The sequence below is a fragment of the Nostoc sp. genome (assembly GCF_036917465.1).
GTDB lineage: Bacteria > Cyanobacteriota > Cyanobacteriia > Cyanobacteriales > Nostocaceae > Nostoc.
This window is the reverse complement of the sequence record NZ_JBALDL010000088.1, coordinates 24,439-44,275: the sequence shown is the minus strand read 5'-3', so window position 1 is coordinate 44,275 and position 19,837 is coordinate 24,439. Positions and strand designations below refer to the sequence as shown.

At 41.4% G+C, this 19,837-nt stretch carries 20 protein-coding genes; 9 read left to right on the top strand and 11 right to left on the bottom strand.

All coding sequences use genetic code 11. The features are described 5' to 3' along the window. The first annotated feature begins 32 nt into the window (after positions 1-32). Both V7K38_RS23390 and V7K38_RS23385 read left to right on the top strand, forming a co-directional pair. Complete coding sequence (locus V7K38_RS23390) at positions 33-1,304, top strand: urease accessory protein UreH domain-containing protein (RefSeq protein ID WP_334861146.1); 1,272 nt, start codon at positions 33-35, stop codon at positions 1,302-1,304. Beyond that, positions 1,279-1,980 carry a hypothetical protein gene (locus V7K38_RS23385; protein WP_334861144.1) on the top strand — a complete coding sequence of 234 codons (702 nt, stop codon included), beginning with the start codon at positions 1,279-1,281 and terminating at the stop codon, positions 1,978-1,980. The genes V7K38_RS23390 and V7K38_RS23385 overlap by 26 nt, the downstream gene beginning before the upstream one ends. A 182-nt stretch (positions 1,981-2,162) precedes the next feature. On the opposite strand, the gene V7K38_RS23380 is transcribed toward V7K38_RS23385, so the two are convergent. From V7K38_RS23380 to galE, 3 genes are all read right to left on the bottom strand, one after another. After that, positions 2,163-2,318, bottom strand: a complete 156-nt coding sequence (locus tag V7K38_RS23380) for a hypothetical protein (protein WP_334861142.1) — start codon at positions 2,316-2,318, stop codon at positions 2,163-2,165. 319 nt (positions 2,319-2,637) lie between these two features. After that, positions 2,638-2,817, bottom strand: a complete 180-nt coding sequence (locus tag V7K38_RS23375; protein ID WP_334861140.1) for a type II toxin-antitoxin system Phd/YefM family antitoxin — start codon at positions 2,815-2,817, stop codon at positions 2,638-2,640. A 227-nt stretch (positions 2,818-3,044) separates the two neighbouring features. Continuing rightward, on the bottom strand, positions 3,045-4,043 hold the full coding sequence (gene galE / locus V7K38_RS23370; RefSeq protein ID WP_334861138.1) for a UDP-glucose 4-epimerase GalE: 999 nt from the start codon (positions 4,041-4,043) through the stop codon (positions 3,045-3,047). Positions 4,044-4,457: 414 nt separating this feature from the next. Between galE and V7K38_RS23365 the strand changes: the two genes are divergently transcribed. The 3 genes from V7K38_RS23365 to V7K38_RS23355 all read left to right on the top strand — a co-directional run bounded on the left by V7K38_RS23365 (position 4,458) and on the right by V7K38_RS23355 (position 8,756). Then, positions 4,458-5,111 carry a hypothetical protein gene (locus tag V7K38_RS23365; RefSeq protein WP_334861136.1) on the top strand — a complete coding sequence of 218 codons (654 nt, stop codon included), beginning with the start codon at positions 4,458-4,460 and terminating at the stop codon, positions 5,109-5,111. Between the two features lie 380 nt (positions 5,112-5,491). Continuing rightward, complete coding sequence (locus tag V7K38_RS23360; RefSeq protein ID WP_334861134.1) at positions 5,492-7,243, top strand: ABC transporter ATP-binding protein; 1,752 nt, start codon at positions 5,492-5,494, stop codon at positions 7,241-7,243. Between the two features lie 232 nt (positions 7,244-7,475). Beyond that, positions 7,476-8,756, top strand: coding sequence for a sensor histidine kinase (locus V7K38_RS23355; RefSeq protein ID WP_334861132.1), 1,281 nt, complete (start codon positions 7,476-7,478; stop codon positions 8,754-8,756). Positions 8,757-8,825: 69 nt separating this feature from the next. Here the strand turns inward: V7K38_RS23355 and V7K38_RS23350 are convergent, their stop codons facing one another. Then, positions 8,826-10,628, bottom strand: a complete 1,803-nt coding sequence (locus V7K38_RS23350) for an endonuclease (protein ID WP_334861130.1) — start codon at positions 10,626-10,628, stop codon at positions 8,826-8,828. 374 nt (positions 10,629-11,002) lie between these two features. Here V7K38_RS23350 and V7K38_RS23345 point away from each other — a divergent pair, with 374 nt between their 5' ends. The 4 genes from V7K38_RS23345 (at position 11,003) to V7K38_RS23330 (ending at position 14,612) form a co-directional block, all read left to right on the top strand. After that, on the top strand, positions 11,003-11,677 hold the full coding sequence (locus V7K38_RS23345) for a HupE/UreJ family protein (RefSeq protein WP_334861129.1): 675 nt from the start codon (positions 11,003-11,005) through the stop codon (positions 11,675-11,677). Positions 11,678-12,007: 330 nt separating this feature from the next. Then, complete coding sequence (locus V7K38_RS23340) at positions 12,008-12,394, top strand: DUF2358 domain-containing protein (RefSeq protein ID WP_334861127.1); 387 nt, start codon at positions 12,008-12,010, stop codon at positions 12,392-12,394. A 1,166-nt stretch (positions 12,395-13,560) separates the two neighbouring features. Beyond that, positions 13,561-14,313, top strand: coding sequence for a hypothetical protein (locus tag V7K38_RS23335; RefSeq protein ID WP_334861125.1), 753 nt, complete (start codon positions 13,561-13,563; stop codon positions 14,311-14,313). 41 nt (positions 14,314-14,354) lie between these two features. Beyond that, positions 14,355-14,612 (top strand): hypothetical protein, encoded by a 258-nt coding sequence (locus V7K38_RS23330; protein WP_334861123.1) that lies wholly within the window; start codon positions 14,355-14,357, stop codon positions 14,610-14,612. 29 nt (positions 14,613-14,641) lie between these two features. On the opposite strand, the gene V7K38_RS23325 is transcribed toward V7K38_RS23330, so the two are convergent. The 7 genes from V7K38_RS23325 to V7K38_RS23295 all read right to left on the bottom strand — a co-directional run bounded on the left by V7K38_RS23325 (position 14,642) and on the right by V7K38_RS23295 (position 19,779). Then, positions 14,642-15,916 (bottom strand): ribulose bisphosphate carboxylase small subunit, encoded by a 1,275-nt coding sequence (locus V7K38_RS23325; protein WP_334861121.1) that lies wholly within the window; start codon positions 15,914-15,916, stop codon positions 14,642-14,644. A 92-nt stretch (positions 15,917-16,008) separates the two neighbouring features. Further along, positions 16,009-16,395, bottom strand: coding sequence for a type II toxin-antitoxin system VapC family toxin (locus tag V7K38_RS23320; RefSeq protein WP_334861119.1), 387 nt, complete (start codon positions 16,393-16,395; stop codon positions 16,009-16,011). After that, positions 16,392-16,619, bottom strand: coding sequence for a type II toxin-antitoxin system Phd/YefM family antitoxin (locus V7K38_RS23315; RefSeq protein ID WP_334861117.1), 228 nt, complete (start codon positions 16,617-16,619; stop codon positions 16,392-16,394). Before V7K38_RS23315 ends, V7K38_RS23320 begins: the two co-directional genes overlap by 4 nt. Before the next feature lie 60 nt (positions 16,620-16,679). Next, a complete protein-coding gene (locus tag V7K38_RS23310; protein ID WP_334861115.1) occupies positions 16,680-17,306 on the bottom strand; it encodes a GDSL-type esterase/lipase family protein in 627 nt (208 codons plus the stop codon). Positions 17,307-17,473: 167 nt separating this feature from the next. Then, a complete protein-coding gene (locus V7K38_RS23305; protein WP_094327886.1) occupies positions 17,474-17,812 on the bottom strand; it encodes a ribulose bisphosphate carboxylase small subunit in 339 nt (112 codons plus the stop codon). A gap of 45 nt (positions 17,813-17,857) precedes the next feature. Further along, positions 17,858-18,265 (bottom strand): RuBisCO chaperone RbcX, encoded by a 408-nt coding sequence (rcbX, locus tag V7K38_RS23300; RefSeq protein ID WP_334861113.1) that lies wholly within the window; start codon positions 18,263-18,265, stop codon positions 17,858-17,860. Positions 18,266-18,348: 83 nt separating this feature from the next. Continuing rightward, complete coding sequence (locus V7K38_RS23295; RefSeq protein WP_334861110.1) at positions 18,349-19,779, bottom strand: form I ribulose bisphosphate carboxylase large subunit; 1,431 nt, start codon at positions 19,777-19,779, stop codon at positions 18,349-18,351. Positions 19,780-19,837: the final 58 nt, after the last annotated feature.

Genomic DNA, 19,837 nt, shown 5'->3' with positions numbered 1-19,837 from the left:
GGACTCATGACTCAGTACTCAGGACTTTTTGTATGGTAGATTTATTGCTGATCGCAATCCTGGGGTTCCTAGGCAGTTTTGGACATTGCTTTGGGATGTGTGGCCCTCTGACAGTGGCGTTTTCCCTGTCTCATCAACCGAAAATTCCACAAACAGTCTCTTTGGGACGGACATCAACCTTAGAAAAGTCCGACACTTGGCAACAGCAATTAAAATTTCATATCCTGCTAAACCTGGGGCGGATGTTGAGCTATGCTCTAGTCGGTGCTGGCATTGGGGCATTAGGTTCGGTATTCCTGCAAGGTGGACAGCTAGCAGGTATTGGCAGCGATTTCCGGCGCTGGATGGCAATTATAACTGGTGTAATGCTGATTTGGTTTGGCTTAGGACAAATAAAACCCGATTTGCTGCCACGCATTCCCGTGTTACACCCCTTGTTGCAAGGTAGTTTACACGATCGCCTCAGCGCAGGAATGGTTAAGCTTTCCTTTAAAACCAAATGGTGGACACCAATGCTTTTGGGGATGACTTGGGGTTTAATGCCCTGTGGTTTCCTATATGCTGCCCAAATAAAAGCTGCTGAAACTGGCAATTTATGGATGGGTGGGGCAACCATGCTGGCTTTTGGACTAGGAACCCTACCCACGATGCTAGGTGTAGGCGTTTCCACATCATTGGTAAGTAAAGACAGGCGCAGTCAGTTATTTCGATTAGGCGGTTGGGTAACACTCACCATTGGTATTATTACCTTATTGCGGACTGGTGACACGATGGTAGATTACACCGGACACGCGGCGTTAATCTGCTTAATTTTGGCGTTAATTGCGCGTCCTATTAGTGGGTTGTGGCCTTCACCACTGCGTTACCGCCGCGCCTTGGGAGTGGGTTCTTTTGTGCTTTCTGTGGTTCACACCGCCCACATGATAGAACACTCATTGCAATGGAATTTTGCCGCCTTTTCTTTTATGCCGCCAGAATTTCAATGGGGTATGGCTGCGGGTGCTGTAGCATTGATATTAATGTCCCCCGCCGCTTTAACGAGTTGGGAATCGTTGCAGAAATCTTTGGGCAAGCGTTGGCGACAGATTCATCTATTGGGTGTGCCAGCCTTGCTCTTGAGTGCCATTCATGCTGTGTTGATTGGTTCCCATTATTTGGGTTCTTGGCAATCAACTTGGGGAAATAAGTTAGCGGTAGTACTGATGGGAATTGTTACTCTCGGTGTATTGCTAGTACGTTCGCGCTTTTTTTGGTCAAAGTTAGCCGTAGAAAAGTTTTATGTTCCCCCAACCAAATCGCGGTAAATCATCCTTATTTTCTGGCTCAATCCCAACGAGTCAAAAACAGAGGCATTACCTACACAAAGGCAAATCCTGGCATCAAGGAAAAATAAAGTATTTATTATTCCTGAGTTGCTTAGTTATATCGATAGCTAATCTTTCCCCGGCATCTGCTCATAAGGTGGAAGTCGCTGGAGATGTTGGTAGCACTCTCCACATTGAACCAAATGATAATCCCCGCGCTGGAGAACCCTCCCAAACCTGGTTTGCACTTACCCGCAAAGGTGGAAAGGTGATTCCTCTGTCACAGTGTAATTGTCGGTTAGCTGTTTATGCCGAACCTTATGCAGCCGGAGAGCCACCACTGCTAGAACCACAGTTAGAACCTGTGGCAGCTGAACGTTATCAAGGTATTCCAGGTGCTGAAATTACCTTTCCCAAGCCGGGGATTTATGAGTTGCAACTAAATGGTAAACCAGTCTCTGGGGCAAGATTCAAACCCTTTCAATTCAAATTTGAAGTTACTGTGGCAAGTGGATCAACACAGAACTCACAAAACCTGCGAGATGTCAATAGCAATGGTGATTTAGTAGAGGGTGATTCTCAGAAATTACCATTTTGGGCGATCGCACTTCCCATCCTCGGATTTATCGGCATCTTAGTTGTCGTACTGCGAAGTATGAGAGGGGGTGGGGAGTAGGGAGTAGGAGAGTAGGGAGACATTATTTTGTGCCTCCCTTTCTGTAAGTCAGTTCACCAGATAGTTTGTACATGACGGTAATTGAGAATCTTTGCATCGCAAGTTCCCAGAGGAATTCCATATCGCCTAGCGATCGCAACTATAATTCTGTCTGCCTGATCTTTATGAAAATTGTCCGGTAGCTATGTACTGGCGATCGCATTTAGAGGATTCAAAGGCTCTATGACAATACCTGAGTGTGTTCGCGCCAAAGGATACCATTCATCAATCGGCAACGGTAAGGTTAGTTTTCCAAAGCTGAATTTGATTGCAATTTCCCGTACTGAAATAGCAGACACCAGCAACCCACTTTGTGGTTCTTCTAAGAGGATGTTTTAAAAGTGGTTGGCTGTAATTTTAGGCACTTGCTGATCCCCCCAACCCCCCTTAAAAAGGGGGGCAAAGTCTCTGAAAGTCCCCCTTTTTAAGGGGAGCCACTTGCTTCACTTGGGGTCTCCCCAAGTGAAGCAAGTGGCGTGGATTTAGGGGGTCTAAAACGTTTGGCTACCGACTAGAGGACTTTTAAAACATCCTCTAAATCGATTGCGGCTTGGGCTTGACTCGATAACTGACTTGGATCGTGGAGTAACCAGAGCCAAACATGAGTATCTAACAAAATCATTCGCCCAAAGTTTCCCAAAGTTCGGGCATAGATTCGTCAAAATCTTCTGCAATCACAATCGGCATTCCGCGCAATGGATAGTGATGAGTAGAAGTTTGTTTTGCTTGCCAAGGCACAATGCGGGCAACTAGAATGCCATCACGAGTAACCACAACTTCAGTTTGAGTTGCTGTCACCTCATGAAGTAGCGCTGTGAAGGTACTTCTGTATCTTGAATATTGAGGTACTTCATCCCGCAGATTTTTTGTGATCGCTTTTACGCCTTAATTTTAAGCGATTCTTTATGTAAGTGCTTTCAGATAATTTCTGATCTAGGCTTTTAGCCTATCTTCTTGGTAATCTAATTACTTATACAAGCAATGGGGGCAGCAATTCCCCCACTGATTTATGCTGAATTCTTCTTTTACAGATGTCGCTTTTTATGCCACTGCCACGCATGAGTGACAATATCCTCAATGGATGGATATTGAGGTTGCCAGCCTAAGATTGTTCTGGCTTTCTCACTAGTGCCAATAAGAATTGGCGGATCTCCAGGACGGCGTGAGCGTTCTTCTACTGGTATCGAAGTTCCTGTCACCTGTTCGGCGGCTGCAATTACTTCTCTGACGGAGAAGCCGCTACCATTGCCCAAATTAAAAACTTCGCTATCGCCACCTTTTAATAAATATTCCAATCCCAAAATATGAGCATCTGCTAAGTCATTAACATGAATATAATCACGAATACAAGTACCATCGGGCGTGGGGTAATCAGTGCCGAAAATTGAAATAGATTTTCGTTTGCCTAAAGCTGCCATCAGCACCAAGGGAATCAAATGGGTTTCTGGGTTGTGATCTTCACCGAGTAAGCCATTGGGATTAGCACCAGCAGCATTAAAATAGCGGAAACGCACTGATTTAAAACCATAAGCAACATCAAAATCAGCAAGAATCCGCTCTACCATTAACTTTGTAGCGCCATAAGGATTAATCGGATTTTGGGGATGGTTTTCTGGAATCGGTACAAATTCAGGTACACCGTAGGTAGCACATGTAGAAGAAAAGACAAATTTCTTTACAGATGCCGTCAGCATCGCTTCTAACAGCGTGAAAGTACCAAGGACGTTATTGCGGTAATATTTAGCTGGGTCACTCACCGATTCTCCTACGTAGGCGTAGGCAGAAAAGTGCATCACAGCAGTAATATCGCGGGTTTTAAATAGATGATCTAGCAAAGCGCGATCGCCTGTATCCCCTACTATCAGTTCTACCTGTAAAACCTTCTCTACTAGGTCACGATGCCCATAGACCAGATTATCAAGTATCACAACGTTATAACCCGCTTGCTTCAAAGCAAGCACCGTATGGGAACCAATGTATCCAGCTCCCCCTGTTACTAAAATGCTAGGCTTTCCAAGCGACATAGTTTTATCCTTTTGAGTCGATTACTCAATTAATTTAGTTTATCGGTACCAGATTACTCTTCTGGAAAATTATAAATAATAGACGCAGTGTTAAAAATTTGAACTAAAATCACTACGACGGTAGTCTTTGGGTGTGAGGTTTGAGGTATTTTGAGTCAAACAGTACGATTACAATTTGACAATAAAATAAATCCATTTCCCGAAACCTCTAGGTTGACCCTTACGGGTGACGCTTCTAGCGTTGCATCGAAGGAGCCACTAGTTGTTTTATACAGGGAAACCATGCAGGACAGTTCGTTCTGGGGAGCCACTTCTTTTTCTGTTCAGAGAAGCAATGGCGTGGAAACCCCTAGCAAGGTGGACTGTCTTAACACCACACTGGCTCACTGCACCAGAAAATTTGAGAGTTAATCTATGTTTCTATTGTTAAGCCGAGTACTGCTGTGGCTGCTGATTGGCACTATCGTATATTCTCTGTTCCAGCGATTTTATCCTTCTGGAACTTTTGTAGGGCGATTAATCCTAGTTGTGATCTTGATAATCGTAGCCCTATCATTTCTTAACCCCAGTGAACCAGCTGTAGCGTCGTTGTGGAGAATGCTGTCTTTTCCACTTAGACCTCTAGGAGCCTCTGTTTTACTGATGATTTTGGCAGCTCAAAAAATAAAAGGAGGCGGAATAGAAAAACCGGGAGGATACTTGATAGGTTGGGCATTAACGATTTTGCTGTTGGCAAGTACACCAGCAGTAGCCTATTTCCTCTATAGGGCACCTCTAGCAATGACAGGTGGAACTTATGTAGCAACTGCTGCACCAACATCCGGGACACTGGTGGCATTAGGGCAACCAACTACCACGGCAAACATTTCAGATGTCAGGGGGGATGGCATTCTTTCTTATAATCTGAGAGTGCCTCCCTACCTATTACAAGGAAATCTTCAAGATATTCGCAGCCGAGGTTTACGGCTTGAAGACTTTGTACCAAATTCGGAAACGTTGCAATTTACAACAAAAACTTGGGAAAGTTATCTCGTTGAAATTTATAGGTTCATGCGTGTTCAACGGTAATAAAGTAAGAGAGAAGTCAGAAGTCAGAATACAGGATTCAAAATGCAAGACGCTCGATAGCGAAGAACAAGCCTCTGACTTGTTCTAAGCGCAGTTATGCCGCAGGCTTTACGCTGCGCTATTAGTGGGGACTTAAAGCCGTTTATTCATCACTCTACTCTATGGGAAAGCTAAGAGCGAACGGGTGATGCTCGTCCCTAAGCGCAGCGCTAACGGCAGTTGCACAGAATTAAATTCTGTAGGTTGCTTCCTTGAAAGGGTATTCTGGCTCCTGACTCCTGAATTCTTTGTTGTTAATTTCACAAGCGATATTCCCTCTACATAGCTGCCTGCTTCGACTAGCAGTTAATCTAGGATGATAAAGTTGCAAAATTGCTTTAATGGCAAAATCTCGACGAATCGGTAAACTCATTGCTTACCTACGACCCCATTGGCGGGAAGCATCATTAGGCATTCTGGCTTTGTTGTCTGTGAATGCACTGGGCGTTTATATCCCTTGGTTGATTCGTGCTGGTGTTGATAAACTCTCGACAACCTTCAACTGGAACGAAATAATACATTATGTAGTAGTAATTGTACTGCTCAGTTCGGCGATGTGGCTAATGCGGATGGCATCACGCATTTGGTTATTTGGAGTCGGTCGTCAGGTAGAATTTGATCTTAAACAACGGATTTTTGAACATTTACTCAAGCTGGAGCCGGCTTATTTTGCCAGTAATACTGCTGGCGATTTAATTAATCGGGCTACCAGTGATGTGGACAATATCAAACGGTTATTGGGTTTTGCCGTTTTGAGTTTGGCAAATACGGTGTTTGCCTACGCCCTGACACTGCCAGTAATGCTGACGATTAGTGTGGATATGACACTAGCATCTCTGGCAGTTTACCCTTTTATGCTCTTGTTGGTGAGTTTATTTAGCAATCGCTTACGCAAACAACAAGCAGAAGTCCAAGAGCAACTTTCTGACATCAGCGAACTCATCCAGGAAGATATTAGTGGCATTGCTTTAATTAAAATCTATGCTCAAGAAGCTAACGAGCGTCGAGCCTTCTCTAAGAAAAATCAACAATTATTGACTGCTAACCTGGAACTAGCAAAACTCCGAAATACACTTTTTCCATTAATTGGTGGGCTAGCTAATGTCAGTTCGCTAGTAATTATCTGGCTAGGGGCGGCGCGGATGTCTTCTGGAACGCTTCAGGTTGGCGACTTTTTAGCACTGTTAATTTATGTAGAGCGTCTAGTTTTCCCCACAGCCCTTTTGGGATTCACAATTACCGCCTACCAACGGGGTGAAGTTAGTATAGATCGTCTAGAATCTATTCTCTCTGTCACACCAAAAATTCAAGATGCAGATGATGCCATACGTCTACCAGTGGCTGAACTTCAAGGGGAAGTGACAGCTAAAAATCTCACCTACATTTACCCTGGTTCCAATACGCCAGCTTTAGAAAACGTTAACTTTACAATTGCTCCGGGAGAAACCGTGGCCATTGTTGGGGCAATTGGTTCAGGTAAATCCACTTTAGCCAATGCTTTACCGCGCTTGTTGGATATTGAATCAGGACAATTGTTTTTAGATGGACTGGATATTACTAAAATAGCTTTGGCTTCTTTACGAGGTGCGATCGCCTATGTTCCTCAAGATAGTTTTCTATTTAGCACTACAATCAAAAATAATATCCGCTATGGCGATCCAATTAGCGAACAAGAACAGATAGAATCTGTTGCTAAACTTGCCCAAATTGAATCAGAAATTCATAATTTTCCCCTGCAATATGAGACTCTTGTTGGTGAACGCGGTATTACTCTTTCTGGCGGTCAACGACAACGGACTGCTTTGGCTAGGGCGATGCTGGTTAATGCTCCAGTGTTAATTTTGGATGATGCTCTCTCTAGTGTAGATAATCAAACAGCCACACAAATCCTCAAAAATCTTTCCGGTGGTACTGAACGCAAAACAGTAATTTTTATTACCCATCAATTATCGGCGGCGGCAGCAGCAGACAGAATTTTTGTGATGGAAAAGGGAAAAATTGTTCAGATTGGAAATCACTTAGAACTTTTACAACAACAGGGTTTATACAGAACTTTGTGGAGTCAGCATCAAGTTGAGGAATTACTGCACTAAGCTGTCGCGCATTTTATTTGCACAACTAGGGCGGGCAAGATGCCCACCCCACAAGAGATTCACTTTTTTGAGAATGTAAATTAAAAGATTTTTAGCTTAGTGCAACATTCTCACGACTCCTGAATTCTTTTTTGTTAAGGACAATTTTTTATCAAACGTGTATAATTTTTCATTTAATACTTGACAAAATATACACGCTTGATGATTTATGCTGGAATTTTTGCAAAATTTTTTGACTGATAGCTCATTTATTCCACATGGACATTGTTACCTCTGGAAGCCGAGCTTAGTTTGGCTTAATATCATCTCAGATTCTTTGATTGCTTTGGTGTATTATTCTATTCCCATTGCCCTTGTTTACTTTGTCCACAAGCGAAAGGATTTCCCCTTTAAATGGATACTTTTATTATTTGGAGCTTTTATCGTCTCTTGTGGTACAACCCATCTGATGGATGTATGGACGCTTTGGCATCCAACTTACTGGCTGTCCACTTTCATTAAATTTATTACGGCGATTATTTCACTATATACAGCGATCGCACTTTTACCCATCATCCCCCAGGCTATAGCTTTGCCAAGTCCAGCACAACTAGAAGCAGCTAATTCTCAACTAAAACTGACTTTAAAGGAACTTGAAAATACGCAAGCTCAACTGATTCAAACTGAAAAAATGTCTTCATTGGGGCAATTAGTTGCGGGTATTGCCCATGAAATTAATAATCCGATGAATGTTATTGACGGAAATATCCTTATTGTCAATGAATATACTAAAAATTTATTCAATTTGATTACACTTTATCAAGAATGCGATTGCCATCTACAATTAAAAATTAAAGATTATATTGAAGAAATTGACATTAATTTTATTCAAGAAGACTTACCGAAAATATTGTCTTCCATAAAAATGGGAGCCAAGCGCATTTCCAAGCTAGTTTTATCCTTGCGTAACTTCTCACGGCTAGATGAAGCGGAAAAAAAAGAAGTTGATATTCACGAAGGTATTGATAGCACTCTCTTAATTTTGCAAAATCGCTTGGAAGCCGAAGGAAATTATCCAGATATTAAAATTATAAAACAATACGGCAATTTACCTAAAGTCGAGTGTTATCCTGGACAACTCAATCAAGTATTTTTGAATATCTTGAATAATTCTATTGATACTTTGAAAGAATCAAAAACTGGGTGTAATCTATCAGTGGCAAATGTAAAAATAACTGGCAACCAAGAACTGAAAGTTTACGCTCCTCAGATTCGTATTTGCACTGAGGTTTCAGACACGAATCAAGTAATAATTACGATTGCTGATAATGGCTGTGGAATGACAGAAGAAATAAAGCAAAAAATTTTTAATCCATTTTTTACAACTAAACCTATTGGTTCAGGTACAGGTTTAGGGATGTCGATTAGCTACCAAATTATCAACAAGCATGGTGGTCAAATAAAGTGTATTTCTGCACCGCTTCAAGGGACAGAGTTCATCATCCAGATTCCAATTCAGATAAAGTCTGTTTAACGCCAAGAAATAAGATCCCCGACTTCTTAAAGAAGTCGGGGATCTGCGGGTATCTCAAACATTACTGTTTTAAGAATTACAGTATGCCCGTTCTGCTAATGTGACATCTAGCACAAATGGATTATCATTACCTTGAAATTTAGCGATCGCACGACTGCGTTCTATTTCAGTAATATCAGGTAGGTCTTGCTGATTCCATTTACACAAAGTCTGACGCTGATTCTGAAAGTAATTTCGGTCTACTTTCTCAGCTTGATTCCGATAAATAGTGTAAAAGTAGAACACTGCTCTAGCTATATCCCCTTTTACTTTTTCTCTAGGCTCAAATTTAGCAGATCCTAATTCGCTAAACTCGTCAATTGCCCTACTAGGAATTGTAGATTGAACGCTATCATTTCGATACCATTTTTTAGTCTTGGTGTCGGCTATATCGTCGAAGGGTTTATTTCCTCGCTCACTATTAATATCTTCGCGTGCCGGAAATAAATGGTGCAGGTCACTTTTGGCATTACCGTTGTCAGCCCCTTTACTTTGTGGCCAAACGTGTTCGGTATTCAGTCCTAACTTGTCAGCTTCCTGACTAGGATCGCCATTACCATTTAGACGAATTTGGTAACTAGCATAGATATCTGTCACAATCCCTGCTTTATTGTCAACAATGCCAAACATTTCGTCTCTGGCGCGATCGTAGTTCAAAGTTTTGCTAGGCGTATACTCTTTAGCTAGTTCTTCAACTAGAGCGACTTTGGATAATTGAGGCAATATAATTGCCGAATCACTTCCGGGAGTGGATTGGGTAACGGGAGGAGTTGTGTTAGAGGTGGACTGGTTAGCAGGTAATGTAAATGCTGCAATCACAGGATCGTGGTCGCTGACAGGCTTACTAAAGCCAACGTTGACATGCACAATGTCAACTTTCGGTTGAGCAACACGAGAAAGATTTTGACTGATCAACAAATGGTCAATGAGTTCAAGATTTCCCTTGAATTTGAAACTAAAGCGATCGCTAGCAGGTAAACTATCTGTCAGATTCTCAAGAATGTTACCTTTCAAAGTTTTCAGAGGTAGAGAATCTGGTAAATCGTTTAAGTCACCCAGTACAATTACTTTGGCTTGCGGGTCAGCTTCTAGTATTTGTCCTACGAATTCATTAACGATTTCGGCTTGTTTCACTCGTTTCACATCGGTAGGCGAACCTCCTTTTTTAGAAACAAAGTGATTAGCAATGATAAACACTTTTTGACCATTAAAAATAAATTCTGTCGCCAGTGGTTTACGGCTTGCCTCAAAAGCACTATTCGTAGGATCGATCCGACCTGGGTTGAGCGAGAGGTCAAGACCATTTGCACCTTGAGTAATAGCCACAGCATCTGATGAACCGCCTTTTTGGGGCGCTTTGGCTAGAGTTATCCGGCTGGGTTGAAACAATAAACCGACACGGATATTACCTCCAGGTTCTCCACCATCTTGGTCGTCGCTGGGCGCAATCTCAACAAAGTCGTATGCTGGACTATCAATATTTTTGAGCGCAGCAATCAGTTTTTGGTAAGTCTCGTTTGCATCCACAACGTCATCATCAACTGGCCCGTTGTTATCTTGAACTTCAACCAAACTGATGACATCTGGTGCGTTCAAATTATTGCCAATAATTTTGGCAATATTATCAAAGCGTTGATCTTTCGGGTCTAAATTCTCGACATTAAAAGTTGCAACAGTCAATACATCCTGTGAATTTTTTAGAGATGTTGTTTCCTGTTGTGAAACTGGAAGTAAAGAGGTTGGTAATTGAGCTATTGGACTAGCGTGTAGTGGACTAATCCATACAAAGAAGATGAGAGCAACACTAAGTAGTTGAAATTTAATGAATTTCATTCTCTCTTCCAATGAAGGTACTTTATAGATTAATCTTCTTTTTAAGAAAGTTCAATTAAGATAAGTTTTAGGTTAGGTAAACGAGAGCATTATATCTGAGAGAAAATACTAAAACAAAAGGAAATTACAGCTATATTTTGAAACTACATTTGCAGTCGATTAGATACCTTCATTGAATATCAAATGTTGATAATTTTAGTAGCGATATCAGGACGAGCTTTTCTACAAGAGGCTACGCCGCCCGTTATACTTTTCAGTAACCGTGGCTTTGTATAACTTCATAAAGCTAGTACAAGATGGTGTAATTACCACGTTAGTTTTTTGGGGTAGGTGGGTAGTATAAATTACCGAAAAAACTAATTTGGCATATAGTGATGTTCAAAACTAAATTATCGCAATTCCGTGCTTCACCAGAATTTTATACCTCGAAGTTAATGGATCGCCATATTGGAGCGATCGCAGCCTTAATTATAATTAGCTTACTGAGTTCATTGAGTGGAACACCACTTAACCATACCATCTCTAACTGCTGGGAAGGCTTTATCTGGGGATTAGCAGATCCAGTAATTGGCTTGAATTGTTTAGTGGGTATTATTGCTATTGGCTTACTCTCATCGATGTTTGTTCGTGGCGCTGCGATCGCTGGATGTTTTGTCTTAGCAGCAATCTTGGGCATTGTAATTCATATATTCAAGTTAAATTTCCCAGGTGCAGAAATAGCGATCGCCATTTCTACCATCGTTTTTAGTACTATGTTGATGATGCCAAATCAACCAAACTTTGTAGTACTTGCTCTCATGGGCATCAGTGCTGGTTTATTTCAGGGTTACACTGTTGCTGAATCTATTATTGGGGCAGGAATGCTGCCACTCGTTGCCTATATACTAGGTATGACATTGACTCTGTTTGCGGTTGCCATGAGTGCTAGAGAAATTGGTGGTGCAATGGGTATGGGAGAAATCAACCAAACTTTACCCTGGAAAATTACCATTGCTGGCTTCGCTTTCTGTGCGATCGGTATCGTGTTTTTGAGCAATTCGATGATCTAAATAAAATATTTCAATTTAGTGGAATACATTATTTGTGGGGGCGTACACTTAGCTGTATGCCCTCACTGCGTGTTCAAGGGAAATGAAACTTTTTGACAACCGGAAGTTTTGCAGCAGCACCACAGAGTTTTTGTGAATAAGCTGATGCATCTCGGCGCTAATCTAGAAGCTATATGTTATAAACAAAGGCTTATGACACTTGAATAAATTGCGCATACCTTAACAGAATTATTTGGCACATCGGCTGTTGCTGCGTTGGCGCAGCCCGTCGTAGACATCGCTCCAGGCTCGTTTAGATATTAAAATAATTTACATATATATCTATTTATTATGGATATCATTGAAATCCTCAAAGAAGACTATCAAAGATTCCCAGTAAATCAAACTTACACTATTTACGCTCCAGATGTTTATTTTCAAGATCCACTGAATAAATTTAGTGGCGTTAAACGTTACAAAGAAATGATTAATTTTATCAAAACTTGGTTTTTAGATACCAAGATGGACTTACATAATATTCAACGTTTAGAAGACACAATAAAAACTGAGTGGACACTCAGTTGGAATACTCCTCTTCCCTGGAAGCCACGAATTTCTATTCCTGGTTGGAGTGAATTAGGTCTTAATTCTGATGGTTTGATTGTCTCCCATATCGATTATTGGAATTGTTCACGTTTAGATGTGGTAAAGCAGCATTTATTTGCTAAAAAAATCTAATTAAGAGAAGCTTTTCAAAAGATTCATATTTAGTATTTTATGTCAACGCGTAAGTCTTATTTTTAAGACTTATCATTAAAATACTATCTCATTCAGTATAAATACTGCCTTTAACGCTGGTTTTCTTCCATATTGAAGTTCCATCTCGTAGATGATGATGACAAACCACTATGCGTCTATACGCCTACATTAGAAGCCATTATGATGAATCACTAACGTTAAGGGAATCATCCAAAAAACCAGATGCTGCATCTGAATTAAGATAAATTACTTAGATGTATGTATTAGTTTCATAAAAATAAAATTATTCACGAATTTTACTGAACCAAAAAACAGCTTTACTAAGCCAGACTAACTCTAGAACCCTCTCTAAGAAATATATCTATGTTCTAGGAAAAGCTGAATTGAGATCCCAATACGGTTTACTTAAACATCTCTTTCTTCTCTCTGCGTCGCGCCAGTTGCTTCTTCTGTCGGAGACGCTGCGCGTTCACGTAGTGTCTTGCAGAGAAGGCGGTACCTGCGGGAAGCCGCTTTGCGTCTACGTTAAAAAGTTGACTTTGGTAACAGAGTTTTAACCTTAACTGAACCGTATTAATTGAGATCCGAAGCAAAGAAAACAATTGATTAAAATATGCATTCAAGCTTCTAACAATTTGTTCATTACAACTATTTGTTGCTAACTGGTGCATAGGCGTAGCCCCTCGTAGACATCGCAATTTATTAAACAGCAATATTGGTGTTATTCGTCAAAATTCATAATTAATTCTGATCGAAAAATCGCTTGAATAAACTGAGTTTTTGCACTCTTCGTAAGTCATAGGTTTGTTGGTTTTCATTACGTAACGCAAGTGCGAATAAGACACTCGCGTAGCTTTTCGTAGAGAGCATCTTGATTTTAATAGCGTAAGCGAGTCCGCCAACGTCTTCCTGAATTCAGAATCAATCTATTCACTGGATATTCTTTGATAAGAAAGGTTTTTATACAGTTAATACCATGCAATGCCATGCATATTAGCTTATGCATTTTGTAGCCTAATATCCTTTTTCGTGATATTAAAAATGTTGCAATCTGCGACTTTCAATAATTTTGCTTGTATAAACTCTCGTTAGAGTTTATAGTAATACGGTGTTTTTCCCTTACAGTTTATCGGCAAGTTTATACCATGATTTATTCTCCAAAATTGCAGAAGTATTTGGCAGTTTTCTCCTTCTCTGCATTACTAGCGACTGATTTAATCATCACACAAAAAACCCCTCCAGCTTTTGCCCAAACGGTAAATTCATCTATTGGTAGTGGTGTGACATTCAGTTGCAATGATAGTGAAGCGACAATCAAAGCTAAAAATGGCCCTAGAGTAGTTAATGGGAATACAGCCTTTTACATTGGTTATCAGCAAGTTTCATCTAATAACAAAAACCCTGTAACAATTCGTTTCAATAGTGGTATCAAATCCTGGTGTCGGACTGATTACGAAACAACGAATGATGACGGTACAGGTTACGGATTGTATTGGAATGGGGATGATGTTTTATATGGCGTTTACTCTTCCACCGGCAGTCAAACTGGTAGTGATTTTCGCCGCTTTGCAACTGGGCGTTGGTTGTCTAGCTATGGTAGCGGAGGCGGGCCAAAAGTCGCAGTTATAGCCCGGATTAATCCAGCCAATGGTGAGGTTAACTATGCCACATTTCTATCTGCTAAAAAGGCAGATAATGGAAATACAAACTCTTTAGTTGTCCAAACCTTATCATGGAATGGCACAAATTTGACTGTGCAAGCAAAGTCATGGTGGACTCCTCGACGCGCTAATACAAATTCCATGACTTGCACTGGTTCATCACCTTATATATACACAGCAGTATTCACTGGCGATTTAACAAAGGTTAACTCGGCTTCAGCTGCTACCTGTAGTTAAAAGGTAAGGATTCAGCTATCAAATTAACGTGCCACAACTGCTTGCATATTCATCCGGTTAGAGGTGAATATGCAAGCAGTTGTGGCAAAAACTTTGTGTGCGGTCATTGTGGATGGGCTGGTGATGCTGATTTGAACGAGGCGAAGAATATTTCTGCAATTGGGGCTGTTGTAAACCAGCCTCGTGGTTCGGGACTGTCTTGTAAGTTAGATGTGCGTGTTAGGAAAAATCCTGAGTCCGTGCAGCTAAATTTATTTGATATTTCTAGGGCTTCTGAAAGCCCCCACCTCAGCCGCTAGGCAGGTGAGGGTTGTTTACTTATCTATCCCTAATTTTTCCCATCTGGACGCTGAATAATCGTCTCCACCACCCGTCGCTTGGCTTTCGGATCGATACCTACCAAGCGCACATACTCGCCGCTATATTCTGCCAAAGTTGCTTCCAAATTTGATATTGCATCAGACTCTGCATCTATGTGGCTATGAACACAGGTTTGCCATGAACCCATGCGGAAGCGGCGCTCATCCACGTGTTCAATGCTAATTTTGTAACCTTGAGACAATAATTGCCTAATTTGAGCTTGTGTATCTATGGTTAAATGGCTACTTAATGCTTCCTGTTTCTGGAATCCATTAGTTTTTGCTTCTTGAGTTGCACTATTGCTTGACGGCTGATTAATTGGTGTTACAGCAGCAGGTGGTGCAGATTGAGAATTTCTACCTCGATTGAGTCGATTGTAATCATCAACCAAGTGGGAATTTTCCACCCGTTTTTGTTCACCAACCAGGAAGTTACCAGACTCAATTAAGTGAGACAGTCTGAAATCTGGCTTTTTAAATTCTGGTGGCCCTTCAGTGCTGTTAACCACACTCAAAGATACCCGCTCAAAACCGACTTTATGGATGTAGTTGCGGATTTGTTCGTCATAAATGCGCGATCGCAAAGCGCTAAAAAAGTCAATTGACTGATTGACAAAAGTATCAACTAGCTGTTCAACTTCTTTCTGTGACAGTCCATCCGCTTCAAAAATTCCCTTGACAATTCCCACTTTGTCGTCTCTGTCTGGCTCCCAGTAAAATTTCTCCATCCGTCCATCCCGAATTAACGGTGCATAGAGAGTAGAAAAATCATTACCTGTGACAATAATCGGCACACGATGTAAAGGCGTGGAATCATAGCTTCCAGGCAACTGCACATCTGTGGGATTATCAGCAATATTCATCAGTGTGGCATTCACCAACTGCGTATTTACAGTATATTGAGTGCCTTCATCAAAGCGTCCAGCACCCGCATCTAAATCGTTAATCATCAGTACACACATTTTGCCGCGTACTTTGATCAGTTCTGCTGTTTCCCGATAGCGCAACCGAATCAACCGCGCCGGATCTCCCGCATCTGGACTTTCCAATTCGCCGCCAGAGATGTTAGTCACTTCGATACCCATTTTCTCGAAGACTAATTGACATTGAAATGTTTTACCTTCACCTTTGCGTCCGTGAATACCTAAAATCACGGGAACTCGCACGCCAGGAAGCTTTAGAAAGTTTTTAGTGATGTGAACAGCCAGTTTGTCCAGAAAGCGGGGAGCGATGTAGTAACCCATAATAATTATCTTTGCCTAGCACTGCTTAAAGTAATGTTAAGTTTTTTTGGTGATGACTGTTTATTTATCTTTTGGTAGAAAAGGAGCGCTACTTACCACAAACGCTCAATTGGATATGCATCAAAAATTTTATCAGCACTCAGTATAGGTATATTTCCAACTATCGATTGTGCAATTAAAATTCGGTCGAATGGATCGCGGTGATGTAAAGGTAGTGTGGCAACAACAGCAACGTGGCTAATTTTGATATCGAGTAACCTAAAATCGTTGAGTTTGAGTTGCTGTGTAATGAATATTTCCAATGGCTGATTAAAACTAAGCTTTCCTAAATTCTGCTTAATAGCGATTTCCCATAGACTAGCTATACTTAGCAAGATTTCATTATTCTCATCATTGATTAACTCTAGTACTTGATTACTCAGTCTTGAATTATCCGTCACATACCAAATAAAAGTATGTGTATCGAGCAGCAATATCATTCCATATATTCCTTAAAATCTTCGAGTGGTTCATCAAAGCCCTCAGAGATTGTAATTAAACCCTTTGCGGTTCCAGGTTGACGGCGATGTTGAACTGGTGACACAGGAGTTAACTTCACCAAAGGTTGATTATCTTTGATAATAATGATTTCCTCACCACTAAGTGCTGCTTCAATTAAGCCGGGTAAATTTTGAGATGCTTCCGTTAGAGTAATTTGTTGCATAATTACCACCTTTGGATATAAAAATTAGGTGTCACTACTATCCTAACTTTGAATGCTTGATTAAGTCAGAATAAACCAATTTAACCAACCGTCCCAATTTTCTACTATTTGGGCAAATTCTGCATAACCGCCTGCTTGAGGATGAACGCCATCATTAGCTCTTGCTTCATCTATCCAAATGTTTGATTTTTCTAATATTGGAAAAACGTCTAAATAAGGTATATTCAATTCATTGCAAATTAAAGCAAACTGCTTAGATAAATCAGTATTTCTGTTTCTTCTTTGACTATCTTGTTGTTCTGCGTATGGTGCTGGCCCAACCATCAAAACAGGATATAACTTTTGAGCTTCACTTAAAATTTCATAGGCATTTTTGAGTGAATCTGCCAAATCCACGCGAGTTTTACCATTTTCTAGTGTTGTGTCATTCAATCCAAAAGAAAACACAACTCTGCCATCATATTCATTGGGCGATCGCAGTGATACTTCTTGTAACCAACGGTTTGCTATATCAGTACTAGTATCGCGCCTAATTCCTAAATTATAGTAAGTAATGTCATAACCTCTTTTATTAGCATTAGCACATACTCTCCCTGTCCAACCAAGACATTCTGAATCGCCAGTACCATTAACAAAAGAATCACCAACAAAACAAATTCTTACTTCCGGCAGATGCTGTAATTCCATTTATTATATTTTAAAAAAAGCAGAGGTTTACACAAAGGGGCGCTGAGTTATTCTCTGCGTTTCCCTTTGCGTCCCTCTGCGTTTCAAAACAAACCTAGTAAATAGGAGAGGCAGATAATTCCACCTCTCCTATGCGGTTAAACTAATTACTTAGAGCAACGCTTGCTTTAGTATCTGTTAGCTTTGTTAGGTTTGTGAACAAGAAAGCTGAGAATTTGGCACTGCTTGATGTTATCAAAACCCACAACACGGATATAGCTGGTGTTGAATTGAGAACGGCATCCTTGAACTTCGCTCAGTACTTCTTGAGTGGATTTAGCACCGAACAAAGGCAACTTCCACATTGTCCAATATAATTCTGTTGGCTCAGAAGTTTCATTGAACTCGATTGCTGGAATGTAACCTTGATTCAAAATGTACTGAATCTGCTTGGCAATTTGAGCATCAGTCAGGGGGGGCAGATAAGAAAGGGTTTCGTAACGACGCTCTTTTGGTAAAGTTTGCATAGCTTTTGATAATGGGTTGCGATTTTTACTACTAGGTTGACCGAACTAATTGGATAAGTTATCCAAATTCGGATCTGAAGTTGCTTGCTGTTCTGGTTGTAGACTGGGGTTAGATGTGTCTATTCGTGTGATGCGTTCTAAATGCTGGCGACGCTGTTCCATGTTGGCTTGCTGAATGCCAGTGCAAACCATTTCCGGTAAAAATTCGATTATTTCTTCCGCAATATGTTCTCTGACAGTCATGATTCGCAAAGCCAAATCTGGTTTTTCTCGCAACAGTTGCTCAATGTATGACTCACCATCTTGAATTTTGCCAGACGAAAAATTATGCAACCAAAGTTCTAATGGAGGATTCGTTTCGCCTAGCTGTGCCAATACCGTCCTCAGAGCCTGATAAGTCAGGTAGCTTTGGAGAGTCTTGGCTGTGTCCTTCGCAATTTGCTTAAGATTCATGCTTGACCCCAGCCCCAAATAAGTAAAAAGTAAAAAGTAAAAAGTAAAAAGTACCTTTTACCTTTTAACTTTTAACTTCAAGATCAGACGGTATCCATTGCTTCAAACTCGAACTTGATTTCTTTCCACAGTTCGCAAGCAACAGCTAGTTCAGGAGACCACTTGGCTGCTTCGCGGATGATATCGTTACCTTCACGAGCCAAGTTGCGGCCTTCGTTACGAGCTTGAATAACAGCTTCCAAGGCGACACGGTTCGCTGTAGCACCAGGAGCGTTACCCCAAGGGTGTCCTAGAGTACCACCACCGAATTGTAGTACGGAGTCATCACCAAAGATTTCTACCAGCGCGGGCATGTGCCATACGTGGATACCACCAGAAGCAACTGCCATTACACCAGGTAGAGAAGCCCAGTCTTGGGTAAAATAAATACCACGAGACTTGTCTTGCTCAATGTAGTTTTCACGCAATAGGTCAACGAAGCCCATTGTGATGCCACGCTCACCTTCCAACTTACCAACTACGGTGCCGGTGTGGATGTGGTCGCCACCAGACAACCGCAGGGCTTTAGCCAATACACGGAAGTGGATACCGTGGTTCTTTTGACGGTCAATTACAGCGTGCATAGCCCGGTGAATGTGGAGCAAGATACCGTTGTCGCGGCACCAACGAGACAATGTTGTGTTCGCCGTGAAGCCTGCGGTGAGGTAGTCATGCATGATGATGGGCTGTTTGAGTTCTTTAGCGAACTCAGCCCGTTGCAACATTTGTTCACAGGTGGGGGCGGTGACGTTGAGGTAGTGACCTTTGATTTCACCTGTTTCAGCTTGGGCTTTGCTGATAGCTTCAGAAACGAACAAGAAGCGATCGCGCCATCTTTGGAATGGTGCGGAGTTGATGTTTTCGTCGTCTTTGGTGAAGTCTAAACCACCGCGTAAGCACTCGTATACAGCGCGTCCGTAGTTCTTAGCGGAAAGACCCAATTTGGGCTTAATGGTACAACCCAGTAAAGGACGACCGTATTTGTTTAACTTGTCACGCTCAACTTGGATACCGTGAGGAGGCCCTTGGAAGGTCTTGATGTAAGCTACTGGGAAACGGATGTCTTCTAGACGCAGTGCCCGTAGAGCTTTGAAACCAAATACGTTACCAACAATTGAGGTCAATACGTTGGTTACAGAGCCTTCTTCAAACAAGTCCAAAGGATAGGCAACGTAGCAGATGTACTGGTTGTCTTCACCGGGAACTGGTTCGATATCGTAGCAACGACCCTTGTAGCGATCGAGGTCGGTGAGCAAATCTGTCCACACAGTTGTCCAAGTACCTGTGGAAGATTCAGCCGCTACAGCCGCACCAGCTTCTTCGGGAGGAACACCAGGCTGGGGTGTCATGCGGAACGCAGCTAGAAGATCGGTATCTTTTGGTGTGTAATCGGGTGTGTAATAAGTTAGTCTGTAATCTTGAACCCCGGCTTTATACCCAGATTTGCTCTGAGTCTTCGTTTGAGCGTAAGACATATTTTATCCTTCCCTGAAATCACTCTTGTTAATTATCAAATCATGTTTTGTGCAACTT